13 protein-coding genes and 3 tRNA genes are annotated in these 14764 nt (G+C 60.1%); 10 read left to right on the top strand and 6 right to left on the bottom strand.

Features of this window, described 5'->3' with window-relative positions; translation table 11 throughout:
• The first annotated feature begins 50 nt into the window (after nt 1–50).
• The 4 genes from FHT73_RS22940 to FHT73_RS22925 all read left to right on the top strand — a co-directional run bounded on the left by FHT73_RS22940 (nt 51) and on the right by FHT73_RS22925 (nt 1279).
• On the top strand, nt 51–671 hold the full coding sequence (locus FHT73_RS22940; protein ID WP_246712201.1) for a hypothetical protein: 621 nt from the start codon (nt 51–53) through the stop codon (nt 669–671).
• 173 nt (nt 672–844) lie between these two features.
• Nucleotides 845–919: transfer RNA gene (locus FHT73_RS22935), tRNA-Glu, on the top strand.
• 82 nt (nt 920–1001) lie between these two features.
• Nucleotides 1002–1076 (top strand) — tRNA-Glu (locus FHT73_RS22930).
• 128 nt (nt 1077–1204) lie between these two features.
• Nucleotides 1205–1279 (top strand) — tRNA-Glu (locus FHT73_RS22925).
• Between the two features lie 76 nt (nt 1280–1355).
• Here FHT73_RS22925 and recJ read toward each other — a convergent pair.
• The 4 genes from recJ to FHT73_RS22905 all read right to left on the bottom strand — a co-directional run bounded on the left by recJ (nt 1356) and on the right by FHT73_RS22905 (nt 6487).
• Nucleotides 1356–3158, bottom strand: a complete 1803-nt coding sequence (gene recJ / locus FHT73_RS22920; protein ID WP_183715040.1) for a single-stranded-DNA-specific exonuclease RecJ — start codon at nt 3156–3158, stop codon at nt 1356–1358.
• A 57-nt stretch (nt 3159–3215) separates the two neighbouring features.
• Nucleotides 3216–4535: a homoserine dehydrogenase gene (locus FHT73_RS22915; protein WP_183715038.1), complete on the bottom strand. Its 1320-nt coding sequence runs from the start codon at nt 4533–4535 to the stop codon at nt 3216–3218.
• A 56-nt stretch (nt 4536–4591) separates the two neighbouring features.
• Nucleotides 4592–5812, bottom strand: coding sequence for an LL-diaminopimelate aminotransferase (locus FHT73_RS22910; protein ID WP_095434780.1), 1221 nt, complete (start codon nt 5810–5812; stop codon nt 4592–4594).
• Between the two features lie 222 nt (nt 5813–6034).
• Nucleotides 6035–6487 carry a hypothetical protein gene (locus FHT73_RS22905; protein ID WP_112338298.1) on the bottom strand — a complete coding sequence of 151 codons (453 nt, stop codon included), beginning with the start codon at nt 6485–6487 and terminating at the stop codon, nt 6035–6037.
• Between the two features lie 159 nt (nt 6488–6646).
• On the opposite strand from FHT73_RS22905, the gene phaC reads away from it, so the two are divergent.
• The 6 genes from phaC (at nt 6647) to sthA (ending at nt 13324) form a co-directional block, all read left to right on the top strand.
• Nucleotides 6647–8488, top strand: coding sequence for a class I poly(R)-hydroxyalkanoic acid synthase (gene phaC / locus FHT73_RS22900; RefSeq protein ID WP_183715036.1), 1842 nt, complete (start codon nt 6647–6649; stop codon nt 8486–8488).
• A 14-nt stretch (nt 8489–8502) separates the two neighbouring features.
• Nucleotides 8503–9249, top strand: a complete 747-nt coding sequence (sfsA, locus tag FHT73_RS22895) for a DNA/RNA nuclease SfsA (RefSeq protein ID WP_112610179.1) — start codon at nt 8503–8505, stop codon at nt 9247–9249.
• A 2-nt stretch (nt 9250–9251) separates the two neighbouring features.
• The gene (map, locus tag FHT73_RS22890; RefSeq protein ID WP_112610177.1) at nt 9252–10088 is read left to right on the top strand and encodes a type I methionyl aminopeptidase; all 837 of its coding nucleotides are present in this window, start codon (nt 9252–9254) and stop codon (nt 10086–10088) included.
• 42 nt (nt 10089–10130) lie between these two features.
• The gene (gene radC, locus FHT73_RS22885) at nt 10131–10949 is read left to right on the top strand and encodes a DNA repair protein RadC (RefSeq protein WP_246698821.1); all 819 of its coding nucleotides are present in this window, start codon (nt 10131–10133) and stop codon (nt 10947–10949) included.
• Nucleotides 10950–11211: 262 nt separating this feature from the next.
• The gene (locus FHT73_RS22880) at nt 11212–11808 is read left to right on the top strand and encodes a dual specificity protein phosphatase family protein (protein ID WP_183715032.1); all 597 of its coding nucleotides are present in this window, start codon (nt 11212–11214) and stop codon (nt 11806–11808) included.
• 109 nt (nt 11809–11917) lie between these two features.
• A complete protein-coding gene (sthA, locus tag FHT73_RS22875; protein WP_112610173.1) occupies nt 11918–13324 on the top strand; it encodes a Si-specific NAD(P)(+) transhydrogenase in 1407 nt (468 codons plus the stop codon).
• A gap of 37 nt (nt 13325–13361) precedes the next feature.
• Here sthA and FHT73_RS22870 read toward each other — a convergent pair whose 3' ends face one another.
• Both FHT73_RS22870 and FHT73_RS22865 read right to left on the bottom strand, forming a co-directional pair.
• Nucleotides 13362–14138, bottom strand: coding sequence for an AraC family transcriptional regulator (locus FHT73_RS22870; protein ID WP_112610171.1), 777 nt, complete (start codon nt 14136–14138; stop codon nt 13362–13364).
• 11 nt (nt 14139–14149) lie between these two features.
• The gene (locus FHT73_RS22865; protein ID WP_112610169.1) at nt 14150–14452 is read right to left on the bottom strand and encodes an antibiotic biosynthesis monooxygenase; all 303 of its coding nucleotides are present in this window, start codon (nt 14450–14452) and stop codon (nt 14150–14152) included.
• Nucleotides 14453–14764 lie beyond the last annotated feature (312 nt).

Below are 14764 nucleotides of genomic sequence, written 5' to 3'. Positions count from 1 at the left end.
ACATTGCGCCCGCTGTTCAACCGACGGCAGCCGAACAACTCGCGACCGATATGAACAATAAGGCCGACGCCCGGCGACGCAACGCCGACCTCGCCTATCGCGACCCGCTGGTGCATAGCGTCAACGGCACGCGCCAGCAGATCGTCGCGCAGCAGAATCAGGCGCTCTATCCGGCGCCTGTGGAAACTCCCCCCGAGGGGCAAACCGGTATTGCGGGCCTGGTCACGCAGCCGACCGGCGTCAATGCGAGCAGAAGCAGCATCTTTTCCGCACCGCCGCCCATTGCCGTCAATCCGGATGGGACGCTTGCCAAGGCCGGAGCCAACGGAGCTCAGCCCATTACGCCGATGATGCGCAGTGTCTACAGCACACCGCCAACGGCAATGCAGGCAGGGGCACCGCAGGCGATGGATACCGCCGCGCCGAACGGCCGCACCTCGGCAGACATGCTGCCACCGCCCGTCATCCGCAATGCAACCTCGCCGGCTGCGGGTTCGCCACAGCCGATTGCCCAGGTAACGGCGTCCGGAGCGGCAGCAACGCCGAGCCCGAATGTCCATGAGTTGAACGGCAGACAAGCGGCCGCCCTCGCGCAATTCATCGCCTCGAAGAACCAGCCGCAGAACGGCAAGCTGCTGGTGCAGCCGGTGCAAAGCGCGACCGGGCAATAAAGAGCCTACGTTTCAAAGGATTCTTCACTGTCACTGGCAAGAGCCTGTTAAGGCTTGCTTATTCAGCGTCGGCGGCAGTTTCACTCATCTGTCATTTTTTCCACAAAAAAGCAAAATTGCCGCTTGCGGGAATGAAATCACCCCGCTATAAGCGCGCCACACAACAGCTGAACGCGCCCTTCGTCTATCGGTTAGGACGACAGATTTTCATTCTGTAAAGAGGGGTTCGACTCCCCTAGGGCGTGCCACTGTTGTTCTTCCCCCACAGCCAATCATTTTAGCTACCGCTTGCGGACGCAATAGGCTATTCCTATTTACACCGCGCAGCATGCGCCCTTCGTCTATCGGTTAGGACGACAGATTCTCATTCTGTAAAGAGGGGTTCGACTCCCCTAGGGCGTACCAATCGCGCGGCTCGACGTTTTCCACAGTTCCCCGAAAAATTCTTCGCCTAGTCATGGATTTTTCTGCGATTTTTCTCGTTTTTCCGCTTGCGGGAATGAAAGGTGCTGACTATAAGGGCGCCACAGCACGCGCCCTTCGTCTATCGGTTAGGACGACAGATTTTCATTCTGTAAAGAGGGGTTCGACTCCCCTAGGGCGTGCCACTGCCTCTCCCCTTAAATTGATGTTTCTGCTCGCTAAACGCAGATCACGGCAGACGCGTATCTGGCGTAATCTGCATTACGGAGCTTTCGCCGCATCCGTGACCCGCAGCTGTACGCGGCGGCTGCCCTGCCAGTGATCGGCGCCAAGCGTGCCGGCGACGTGGATCTGCGCGCCGCGCGACGACATCAGCAGCTCACCCAGAGGCGTCTCAGCCGCACGGAAGGCGATGCCATCCACTCGGCCGCCGTCCTGCGCCTCCAGCGTGATCTTGATGTGCGACTGGCCGACAAGACGAGAATCGCGCAGGCGGTGGCTCGGAAGGGCGAAGACGGGCTGTGGATGGCCCGAGCCATAGGGACCAGCTGTCTCCAGCCTATCGATCAGCTCCACGGTCGCGCCGCTTGCGCCGAGCGCACCGTCGATCTTCAACGTTTCGTTGGCAACAAGCCCTGCTACCTGTTTCTCCGCCTTCTCCGTGAAGAAGGCCCGCAGCTTTCCGAGATTGCTTCGCTCCACCGTCAGGCCGGCAGCCATCGCATGGCCGCCGCCTTTGACCAGCAGACCGGCATCAACGGCTGCGCGCACCATGCGACCCATGTCGAAGCCGTTGATGGAGCGACCGGAGCCTGTGCCCTTGCCCATAGGATCAAAGGCGATAGCAAAGGCCGGCCGGCGGAACTTGTCCTTCAATCGTGAGGCAATCAGACCGACGATACCCGGATGCCAGTTCTCGCGCGCTGTGATGATGACGGAGGCGCCATCGCCATTGCCATATTCCGCCAGCGCCTCGGCCGCCGCCTCCTGCAGCATGGCGGCTTCCATGGCCTGTCTCTCGCGATTGAGTTCGTCGAGCTTCGCAGCGATCGTGTCGGCTTCGCCCCCATCGGCCAGCGTCAGCAGGCGTGCGCCAAGAGCGGCATCGCCGATACGGCCGCCGGCATTAATGCGCGGACCAATCAGGAAGCCGAAATGATAGGGCGTGACGGGACCATTGAGGCCCGCCTTGCGAAAGAGCGCTGCGAGCCCGAGATTGCCCTGATGGCGGGCAGCGATCAGCCCTTTGACGACATAGGCGCGGTTCAAGCCCTTCAGCGGCACGACATCGCAGACGGTCGCGAGCGCGACGATATCGAGCCAGGCAAGCAGGTCAATGGATCGCACGCGGGAATCACCCGCCTCGCGCAGCAGCCGCAGCGCCGCGACAAGAACCATGAAAACCACCCCGGCGGCGCAGAGATGCCCCTGCCCCGAAAGATCGTCTTCACGGTTCGGATTGACCAGCGCATGGCATGGAGGCAGCTCATGCGCCACCTGGTGGTGATCGATGACGACGACATCGATACCGCGTGCCTTCGCCACTTCAAGCGATTCGAAGCTGGTGGAGCCGCAATCGACCGTCACGATCAGCGTCGCGCCATTATCGATGAGCTGGCCGATAGCTGTCGGATTAGGCCCGTAGCCTTCGAAGATGCGATCGGGAATATAGATGCTGGCCGGCGCGCCGAAATGGGTGAGGAAGCGATAGAGCAGCGCCGAGGAGGCAGCGCCGTCGACATCATAGTCGCCGAAGATCGCAACGGTCTCGCCCTTACTGATCGCAAGCAGGAGGCGTCGCGCGGCCCTTTCGCAATCGGTCAATAGATGTGGATCCGGCATCAGGCCGCGGATGGTCGGATCGAGGAAGGCCATGGCTTCGTCCTGCCCGACGCCGCGGCCGGCAAGCACGCGGGCAATCAGTTCCGGCAGGCCGTGCGTCTGCGCGATGGCGAGCGCCCTGTTCTGGCCGGCCTGGTCGAGTCGGGACACCCAGCGATTGCCTGATACCGAGCGCTCGACACCCAGAAATGCCCGCTGAACTGGATCGACCGGTTGCTCCACCATCTCTCCCGGAATTTGAGTGCGGCGTCCCTTTGAGGCACGCCGCCGCTGATCAGACTATTCTTTCGGCCGTTCGATGCGAATAACCTGCGGCTCGCCGACGAGATAGCCCTCGTTCTTGATCGAGGCAACCGCCTTACGCACCGAATCCTCCGTCGTCGCATGGGTGACGAGGATGATCGTCTGGTGATCGGAAGGTGCCAGATGCTGCTTCGAGCGCTGGACGATCGATTCGAGCGAAATATGGTTTTCCGCCATGCGGGTCGCCACGCTAGCGAAGACGCCGGTACGGTCGAGAACGGTGAGGCGGATGAAATAGCCGCCTTCATGGCTCTGCATCTGCGCCTTGCGGTAAGGCTCCAGCGCCTTGGCCGGATGACCAAGCACAGGTACACGCTGCTCGCCCGGGCGGCTCTTGGCGATATCGGCGATGTCACCGAGGACGGACGAGGCCGTCGCATTGCCGCCGGCGCCGGGGCCGACCATCAGCAATTCGCCAAGGATATCGGATTCGATCGCCACGGCATTGGTGACGCCATCGACTTGGGCGATGACCGAATCGAGCGGCACCATGGTCGGATGCACACGCTGCTCGATGCCGCTTTCGGTGCGCTGGGCGACGCCGAGCAGCTTGATGCGGTAGCCGAGATCGGCGGCGGCGCGAATATCCTCGATGGAGACGTTGGTTATGCCCTCAAGGTAGATATCATCGGCCGCGATGCGATTGCCGAAGGCGAGCGTCGTCAGGATGGCAAGCTTGTGGGCCGTGTCATTGCCCTCGATGTCGAAAGCCGGATTCGCCTCCGCATAACCCAGACGCTGTGCTTCCTTTAAGCAATCAGCAAAGGACAGGCCTTCTTTCTCCATCCGGGTCAGGATGTAGTTGCAGGTTCCGTTCATGATGCCGTAGACGCGCGAAATCGTATTGCCGGTCAGGGATTCGCGCAGCGCCTTGATGACCGGAATGCCCCCGGCAACGGCCGCTTCGAAATTCAGCAAAGCGCCCTTCTCTTCGGCGATCTGCGCGAGTTCGACACCGTGATAGGCAAGCAGCGCCTTGTTGGCGGTGACGACATGCAGGCCGCGTGCAAGCGCCGCGCGCACAGCTGCATTGGCCGCGCCCTCGGAACCGCCGATCAGCTCGACGAAGACGTCGATATCGGCCTTCTGCGCCAGATCGACCGGACCGCCGAACCATTCGATGCCCGTTAGATCGATGCCGCGATCCCGCGTGCGATCGCGCGCCGTGACGGCGACGATCTTGACGGGACGACCGCAGGTAACGGCAAGCTCGTTAGCGCGGCTCTGGATGATGCGGACGAGCGAGGCACCAACGGTACCCAAGCCCGCAATGCCGATTTTGAGGGCATCTGCCATGGAAAATTCCTGATCAGTATTGGGACGGCAGCCGCGGAAACGGCTGCCGCACGATATTATGAACGATGAGCGTTCAGCGAAATGACATTGTGCATCGTCTCGTCCGCGGTGGAGAGGAAGCGCTTTAGATTGCGCGCCGCCTGACGGATGCGATGCTCGTTTTCAACAAGCGCTATGCGCACGTAATCGTCGCCCTGCTCGCCAAAGCCGATGCCCGGAGCGACCGCAATGTCAGCCTTCTCGACCAGAAGCTTGGAGAATTCCAGCGAGCCAAGATGACGGAATTTTTCCGGGATCTTCGCCCAGGCAAACATCGTCGCCGCCGGCGGCGGCACGTCGAAGCCGGCTTTGCCGAAGCTGTCCACCAGAACGTCGCGGCGACGCTTGTAGATGTTGCGCACTTCGGCGATGTCGGAGCCATCACCGTTCAGCGCATGCGTCGCCGCCACCTGGATCGGCGTGAAGGCGCCGTAATCGAGGTAGGACTTCACACGCGTCAACGCCGCAATCAGCCGCTCGTTGCCGACGGCAAACCCCATGCGCCAGCCGGGCATGGAGAAGGTCTTCGACATCGAGGTGAATTCAACCGTTACGTCGATGGCGCCTGGAACCTCCAGCACCGACGGCGGCGGCGCATCGTCGAAGTAGATTTCCGAATAGGCCAGATCCGAGAGCACGATGATGTCGTGCTTCTTCGCGAAAGCGACGACTTCCTTGTAGAAATCGAGCGTCGCGACATAGGCCGTCGGGTTTGACGGGTAATTCAGAATCAGAGCCAGTGGCTTGGGGATCGAGTGGCGCACGGCCCGTTCCAGCGGCGGGAAGAAGCTATCGTCCGGCTCGACCGGGATCGAACGGATGACGCCGCCGGCCATCAGGAAACCGAAGGCGTGGATCGGATAGGTCGGGTTCGGGCAGAGGATGACGTCGCCCGGCGCCGTGATCGCCTGCGCCATGTTGGCGAAGCCTTCCTTGGAGCCGAGGGTGGCGACCACCTGCGTATCCGGATTGAGCTTCACGCCGAAACGGCGGGCATAATAGGCGGCCTGCGCACGGCGAAGGCCCGGAATGCCCTTGGAGGAGGAATAGCGATGCGTGCGCGGGTCCTGAACCACTTCGCACAGCTTGTCGACAATCGCCTTGGGGGTTGGAAGATCTGGATTGCCCATGCCGAGGTCGATAATGTCCGCCCCGCCCGCTCGCGCGCTCGCTTTCAAACGATTGACCTGTTCGAAAACGTAGGGCGGCAAACGCCGGACTTTATGAAACTCTTCCATTTCTTTCCCCATGGGACAGCGGCCCTCAAAACCGCGCTGAAGTTCGTTGATCTCCCGGCCAGCCGCGATACGAACTTGGGACTCGCGGCGCCGTATTCATGCTATCTCGAAAGATAAGGTGAATCTTGGGCGCTTATGCACGCAAAATACAATCCGCCGGTCAGATACATCCAAATTCGGCCTATCCGAACGCTTTGCGGCCAAATCGCCTGAAACGCAAGGCTAATTCTGCGTCTGTGCCGGCGGCGTGCCGCCCTCTTTTTGAATTTCCTGCAGCGTATCCTGGCCATGTTCGGCAGCGAGCTTGCGCATTTCGGCAACACGCCTCTGGTACTCGGCCTCGGAGATCGTGCCAGCCTTACGCTGCGATCCAAGTGCCGTCAGCTGCTTGACCAGATCGCCAGCCTGCTGATCGTTGATCTGGACGTTTGCAGCGGTCGGCGGCGCATTGAAGGAAGGATAGCCGTCCTTGTAATATTGCTGCGTGCTGGTTTCCACCACCGGCGTGCCCCTGGCGGGCTTTACGATGACAGCCTGAGGCGGCTGCTTGCGCTTGGCGAAGGCCGCCTTTTCCTCGGGCGTCGAGCAGCCCGCGAGCGTCAATGCGAGAATTCCGCACATTGCACCGCAGAGTACGGAATACCGGTTCAGTCTTGCCACCATGCCGCCGCCCATAATTGTCTTCCTGCGCTATTCCTTGCTGTGGGTTGCGACTGTTAAATTTGTCGCAGCAGCAAAGCAAGAGCAGGGTTGCGTTTCATTCGACTTGTATTCCTTTTCCCGCAAGATGTACAAATGGAAAACAAGACACGAGCTGCCGCCGGGAGGATGAGCGTGACCGACAGCAAGCGGGACAAGAATGAAGGTAATGGCGGCTTTCCCGGCTTTGATCCAAAGTCAGTCGAGCCTTACATCGTAAGGGATCCCGAAGCGATGGCCGTCAACTTTGCCCGTGCGCTGGAAAATCTCGGCAAGGCGGCCTCAGCCTGGCTTGCGCCACGCGAGCGCGGCGAGAAGGTCGATACGGTTGCCGATCCCTTCACCGACATGGTCAAGACACTCTCCAAGGTCGGAGAGTACTGGCTTTCCGATCCCCGCCGCACACTGGAGGCGCAGACTCATCTGCTTTCCGGCTGTTTCGGCCTGTGGACGAAGACCATGCAGCGCCTCAGCGGCGATTCGTCAGCCGAAGCCGAACCAGTGAAGGACAGGCGCTTTGCCGATGAGGACTGGCAGACGAATCCTTTCTTCGACTTCCTGAAGCAGACCTATCTTCTGACATCGAACTGGGCTGAAAAGCTGGTCGGAGATGCGGAAGGACTGGATGAACACACACGTCACAAGGCGGCGTTCTACACGAAGCAGATCACTGCCGCCTTCTCGCCGACCAATTTCATCGCGACGAATCCGCAGGTCTACCGCGAAACCATCGCCTCCAATGCCGAGAATCTCGTGCGCGGCATGAAGATGCTGGCGGAGGATATCAGCCTCGGCCATGGCGAGCTGCGTCTGCGGCAAACGGACATGACGAAATTCGCTGTCGGCCGCGACATGGCGCTTACGCCAGGCAAGGTGATCGCGCAGAGCGATGTCTGCCAGGTGATCCAGTATGAGCCGGCGACGGACAAGGTATTGAAGCGGCCTCTGCTCATCTGCCCGCCCTGGATCAACAAATTCTACATTCTCGATCTCAACCCACAGAAATCCTTCATCAAATGGTGCGTGGAGCAGGGTCACACGGTCTTCGTCATCTCCTGGGTCAATCCCGATCAGCGGCATGCCGCCAAGGACTGGACCTCCTATGCCCGCGAAGGCATCGATTTCGCTTTGGAAACGATCGAGAAGGCGACGGGCGAGCAGGAGGTCAACGCCGTGGGCTATTGCGTCGGCGGCACGCTGCTCGCGGCGACGCTTGCCCTCCATGCCAAGGAAAAGAACAAGCGCATCCGAACGGTTACCTTCCTGACGACGCAGGTCGATTTCACCTTCGCTGGCGATCTGAAGGTTTTCGTCGACGAGGAGCAGATCGCAGCGCTCGAAGAGCAGATGAATGTGCTCGGCTATCTCGAAGGCTCGAAGATGGCGACGGCTTTCAACATGCTGCGCGCCTCCGAACTGATCTGGCCCTATTTCGTCAACAACTATCTGAAGGGGCAGGAACCCATGCCCTTCGATCTTCTATTCTGGAACGCCGATTCCACGCGCATGGCCGCGGCCAACCATTCATTTTACCTGCGCAACTGCTACCTCAACAATGCATTGAGCCAGGGCAAAATGGTGCTCGACGGCAAGACGCTGTCGCTGAAGGACGTTCGCATCCCCGTCTACAATCTGGCGACGCGCGAAGACCATATCGCGCCGGCCAAATCGGTCTTCGTCGGCAGCCAATGTTTCGGCGGTCCGGTGGAATTCGTGGTGACGGGCTCCGGTCACATTGCCGGCGTCGTCAATCCGCCCGACAAGCACAAATACCAGTTCTGGACAGGCGGCCCGTTGGGCGGCGACTATGAGGATTGGCTCGCGGAGGCAAAGGAGACGCCTGGTTCCTGGTGGCCGCATTGGCATGCCTGGATCCTCGAGCAAGATCATCGCATGACGGCTGCGCGCAAACCCGGCGGCAAGGCCCTCAATGCGCTGGAAGAAGCCCCCGGCAGCTACGTCCTGGAACGGGCGTAGGCAGTCGCCCGATTATGCAATTTCCTTCGCCTCTCGTCCCCGCTCGCCTGATTTCCCGCTACAAGCGCTTCCTCTTCGATGCCGAACTGGAGGACGGCACCTTCATCACCGGCTCCTGCCCCAATACCGGCTCGATGCTTGGTCTGACGGCGCCGGGCTCGCGAATCTGGCTCTCCGAGCACGAGGGCGCGAAGCGAAAATACCGTCATGTCTTCGAATTGATCGAAGCCGACGACACCACGGTCGGCGTCAACACCGCCATGCCAAATCGCATTGCGGTGGAAGCGATTGCGCTTGGGCAAGTCTCCGATCTCGGGGAGTACACGATGGTCAAACGCGAGCAGAATTACGGCCGCAACTCTCGCATCGACCTGCTCTTGACCGACCCTTTGCGGACAACCACCTATGTCGAGGTGAAGAACGTCCATTTCATGCGGCAGCCGGGTCTTGCAGAGTTCCCCGATACGGCGACGGCACGCGGCGCCAAGCATCTGGAAGAACTCGGCGACATGGCCGAGGCCGGCTACCGCGCCGTCATGTTGTTTGTGATCCAGCGCAATGATTGCCATCGCTTCCGCATCTGCGGTGATCTCGATCCGGTCTATGCCAAGGCCTACCATCGCGCTTTGGCGCGTGGGGTTGAAGTCTATGCGCTGAAATGCAGGGTTTCGCCGACGGAAATCGCGCCTGCCGGGTTGATCCCGATAGACGAACCCGGCATAGCTGCATTAGAACAGTTTAAGATCTCGATCGAAGGCTAGTCATGGTGAATTACATCGAAGCGGCAACGGCGCCGGCGAAGAATACGGGGGCCATCCGCATCTATGGAGAGGACGCCTTTGCCGGAATGCGCAAAGCGTGCCAACTGACCGCCCGCTGCCTCGATGAACTCGCCGCGATCGTCAGGCCCGGCGTGCCCACCGATGTCATCGACCGTTTCGTCTTCGAATTCGGCATGGATCACGGCGCTTATCCCGCGACGCTGAACTACCGCGGCTACATGAAATCCTCCTGCACGTCGATCAACCACGTCGTCTGCCATGGCATTCCCAATGACAAGCCGCTGCGCGACGGCGATATCGTCAATATCGACGTGACCTACGTGCTCGATGGCTGGCACGGCGATTCCAGCCGCATGTACCCCGTCGGCGAAATCAAGCGCTCGGCCGAACGCCTGCTGGAAGTCACCTATGAATCTCTGATGCGCGGCATTGCCGCCGTGCGTCCGGGTGCCCGTACCGGCGCGATCGGCGAAGCGATCCAGACCTATGCCGAGGGCGAACGCTGCTCGGTCGTGCGCGACTTCTGCGGCCATGGCGTCGGCAGCCTCTTTCATGACTCGCCGAATATCCTCCATTACGGCCGGGTCAATGACGGCCCGGAACTGCGCGAAGGCATGATCTTCACCATCGAGCCGATGATCAATCTCGGCAAGCCGCATGTGAAAGTACTCGGCGATGGCTGGACCGCCGTCACTCGCGACCGTTCGCTGTCAGCACAATACGAACATACGGTCGGCGTCACGGCCACGGGCTACGAAATCTTCACCCTGTCGCCCGGCGGCCTCGACCGCCCCGGCCTGCCGCCGCTGCAGGGATAATTCATGGCGAAACGGCCCGCTTCTTCCAACGGACATGGTGACATGCCCCTCGAAAGAGGCGGGAAGCCGGAGACTTTGGAAGAGGCTGCGCTGCTCGACGAGCGGCTGTTCTTCCCCCAACAGACTGTCAAGCCGGCCTCGCAGACCACAAAATCCGCCCCGGCTGGCAAATCCGCGCCGCCCAATGTCGAAGCCCATTATCATGGTCACCGCGAACGGTTGCGCAATCGCTATCGCGACGGTGGCGACGCGGCGTTGGCCGATTACGAAATCCTCGAGCTGCTGCTCTTCCGGCTGATCCCGCGTCGCGACACGAAACCCATCGCCAAGGCCTTGCTCGCCCGCTTTGGCTCGCTCGGCGGCGTATTCGGCGCGCCGGTCGGCCTGTTGACCGAGGTCAGCGGCGTCGGCGATGCGGTCGCGCTCGACCTGAAGCTGGTCGCGAGCGTCGCACAGCGCATGCTGAAGAGCGAATTGACGGGCAAGCCGGTGCTCTCCTCCTGGAAGGCGCTCATCGATTATTGCCATGCCGCCATGGCGCATGAAGCCCGCGAGCAATTCCGCCTATTGTTTCTCGACAAGCGCAATGCCCTGATCGCCGACGAGGTGCAGGGCTTCGGCACCATCGATCATACGCCGGTCTACCCGCGCGAGGTCGTCAAACGCGCACTCGAACTCTCCGCCTCGGCGGTGATTCTAGTGCATAATCACCCATCCGGCGATCCGACACCCTCGCGCGCCGATATCGAGATGACCAAGACCATCATCGATACCGCCAAGCCCTTGGGCATCACCGTTCACGACCATGTTATCATTGGAAAAAACGGCCACGTCAGCTTCCGGGCATTGCGATTGATCTGAAATCGCCGAACGCTTCCTAAGATTTCTAGTTAAAAATGCTACCCAAACTTTTGATATATTTATTATTTTTTAAATTAGCTGACGCTTCCGATTTTTCGAAGCGGCTGTGAATCGCCAATCCCCGTCAGTTACCATTTTTCAGTTCAGCGTCAGGATCATCTGGCAGAAGGATCGCGGCTATCGCAACGGCAGGCCTGCTGGCGGAAGCTGCTGTTTTGATTTGACCAATCCGCCTCGGTGGTCGACCCGGTCCGGAGATCGCATGCAGAAGACATCGCCGACACTTGCCTCTCGCCTTCGCCGTTTTGGCCGTGGCGCGTTCGTTGCCTCGATCGGTTTCGCGGCAAACGCCGGCGGCTTCTATGCTCACATGCTCTGGACGACGAATTTCCATCCGGTCATCGCCGGCGAGCTCTACCGCTCCTCGCAGCCCTCGGCCAGCAACATCGCCGAGTTTCAGAAGCAATACGGCATCAGGACCATTATCAACCTGCGCGGCGACAATAGCGGGCACCATTGGTATGATACCGAAGTCGCTCAGGCGAAAGCGCTCAACATCGACCATATCGATTTCCACATGTCTTCGGGTCGCGAACTGACGCAGGAGCAGGCGGCCCAACTCGTCGATATCATGCGAAATGCGCCGAAGCCGATCCTCATTCATTGCCAGGCCGGAGCCGACAGAACCGGCCTAGCCTCGGCACTTTACCTTGCCGCCATTGCCAAGACGAATGAGGCTACCGCGGAGGGCCAGATGTCGATCATCTATGGTCACCTGCCGTTCTCCTTCACCCGTGCCTATGCCATGGACCGTACCTTCGAGAAGCTGGAACCCTGGCTCGGCCTTTCGGCGTCCTGAGCGCCAAACTTCCCGTTAGATAATCTGTAACATTGAGCCGCTACCGGTTGACGGAGTGCATGTTGCATTGCGACATTGATTCCCTAGTCCAGTCATCCGAGGCTTCCCGATGGACCAATTCGATCTCCTAGTCGTGGGTAGCGGCCCTGCCGGCCGCAGAGGCGCTATCCAGGCCGCCAAACTCGGCAAAAAGGTGCTCGTCGTCGAGCAAGGCAAACGGGTCGGCGGCGTCTCGGTCCACACCGGCACCATCCCCTCCAAGACGCTACGCGAAACGGCGCTGAACCTTTCGGGTTGGCGCGAACGCGGCTTCTACGGCCGCGCCTATCGCGTCAAGCAGGAAATCAGCGCCGAAGATTTGCGCCGCCGCCTGCTGATCACTCTCGACCACGAGGTCGAGGTGCTTGAGCATCAGTTCGCCCGCAATCGCGTCCAGCATATTCGGGGCAAGGCGAGCTTCGTCGATCCGCAGACGATGCAGATCGTCAAGGATGATGGCGAGGTCGTTACCGTGTCCGCCGCCAGCATCCTGCTTGCAGTCGGCACCAAGCCTTTCCGTCCGGATTACATGCCGTTCGACGACAAGACGGTTCTCGACAGCGACGAACTCCTCGATATCCAGGATCTGCCGCGATCGATGGTCGTCATCGGCGCCGGCGTCATCGGCATCGAATACGCCACAATCTTCAGTGCCCTCGACACGCAAGTGACACTGATCGATCCGAAATCGACCATGCTCGATTTCATCGACAAGGAGATCGTCGAGGATTTCACCTATCAGCTTCGTGACCGCAACATGAAGCTGCTGCTCGGACAGAAGGCCGAAAAGGTGGAGCGCCTGCCGAACGGCAAGGTCGAGCTGACGCTCGATAACGGCCGCCGTCTGACCACTGACATGGTGCTGTTTGCCGCCGGCCGCATGGGTGCCACCGACACCCTTAATCTCCCCGCTGCCGGCCTCGAGGCCGATGCCCGCGGCCGTCTGAACGTCAATCCGGAAACCTTCGCCACCAAGGTTCCGCATATCTTCGCCGCCGGCGACGTCGTCGGCTTCCCGAGCCTTGCGTCCACCTCGATGGAACAGGGTCGCATTGCGGCACGCGTCGCTGTCGGCGCGATCGCCAAGGAGCCGCCGAAATACTTTCCCTACGGCATCTATGCCGTGCCGGAGATTTCCACCTGCGGCCTCTCCGAGGAAGAGGTCAAGGACCGGCACATTCCCTATGAATGCGGTATCGCCCGCTTCCGCGAGACGTCGCGCGGCCATATCATGGGCCTCGATACCGGCCTCTTGAAGATGATCTTCTCGTTGAAGACACGCCGCCTGCTCGGCGTCCACATCGTTGGCGAAGGCGCCACCGAACTCGTGCATATCGGCCAGGCCGTGCTGAACCTCAAAGGCACCGTCGAATATTTCGTCGAAAACACCTTCAACTATCCGACGCTCGCCGAAGCCTACAAGATCGCCGGCCTCGACGCCTGGAACCGCATGGGCGACATCAAGTCGGAGATTTGATGCCACTGTGATGGCATCTGTGCGAATCCCGAGCAAGCTAGGCGTGCGGAAGGCTAGCGCCCTGGATGCTGAGGCGGAAGTCCGTCGGTGTCTGGCCGTTGATTTCCAGAAATGCGGCGTTGAACGCCGATAGCGATGCGTAGCCGACCGAATATGCTGCCTCGGTGATAGTCATATCATTCGCTCCGAGAAGTTCCATAGCGCGAATGATGCGCAACCGGCGCAATGTCTGACGCCAGGTCATGCCCATCTCGTCCGAGAAACGCCGAGCAAGTGACCGCTCCGTCATTGCGACGTCGCGCGCAATCGAGGCGAAGTCCGGCGCTTCGGCCATCCGCTGTTCGGTCAGTCGCATCGCCGCAGCGACGCCACTCGAACGGGGTAGCGGCATGGCGGCATTGGACGGCGTAGCGGCGAGTTGGCTGACGACCGCCGCTAAGGTCGCGAAGAGTTGCCGCGCATAGGGATTGAGCGGCTTATTGACATCAGTCCAAACACGGCAAGCGAGGATTAATTCGCGCGCAAGAGGAGTCACATTGATGACCGTAAGAGCCTCTGCCGGAGCGGGAATGAATGTTTGAGCGAAGAGAGTTGAACAAGCCATTACCGCCTGCGGTAAGGTCACATGAATACTCCGACCCGCTTCAATAATGGCGGCCCGCGACGGGGGCAATGACCAGACCTTGCCCTCTGCCTCCAGACGCATCGTGCCGGCCGTACAGTAAAGCAGGTAGTGCCGGTCGAAACGCAATTCAGCACGGTCGGCTGGAGGAAACAGCCGGGAAACGCTGTAAGCTTCGGCTGCTTCGCCCATCAGTGTGCGCCTCAGGCGATCGTCTCAAGAGCTTCGGACATCATCCGTCGGCTAATCGGCGGCGCCTTCATCAATGGGCGCAGCACAAGGCCGAGCTGCTTAAACACTTCCGACGCCGTATAGGTGCGGAAATGCTCAACATCTCGCCATTCGTGCCAAATGCGAACCGCCCCGTCATCGACAGGGTCGATATAGGGACTAAATGCGAGGTTTCCTTCCATGGTGCGGATAACATCGCTATCTTGAAGCAGCCTTGCGATGACTGCGACGCGGCTTTCAGGTTCAACAGTAAAATCGACGATTGCGATGAACATTTGGCTATCTCCTTGCCTTTAACGCTCGGGAGGTTAGTCGAACATAGTGATTGATGGCTGCCGCGCATCGGTCAAATGTACGCGTCTAAAGGACAAAAACAATTCATATCCGGCCGGCACTAGGGGCTTCCGGTTGCGCATTTACGGAGCTTTGGGGAGGTACGCTCGGCAGCGACCGTGATACGTCTTTGCAAGCGAGCCATCATCGATCGTCTTCCTAGGTCCTGTTGACAAAGTCTGTGACTGAGGTGAACTTCTCGCAATGCAGTTTCGCAACATCATTGAGCCTCCCGTTCAGGGGCAAGCATACCG

This window comes from Rhizobium sp. BK098 (assembly GCF_014193155.1).
Classification (GTDB): domain Bacteria; phylum Pseudomonadota; class Alphaproteobacteria; order Rhizobiales; family Rhizobiaceae; genus Rhizobium.
This window is presented reverse-complemented; position numbering and strand designations above follow the sequence as displayed.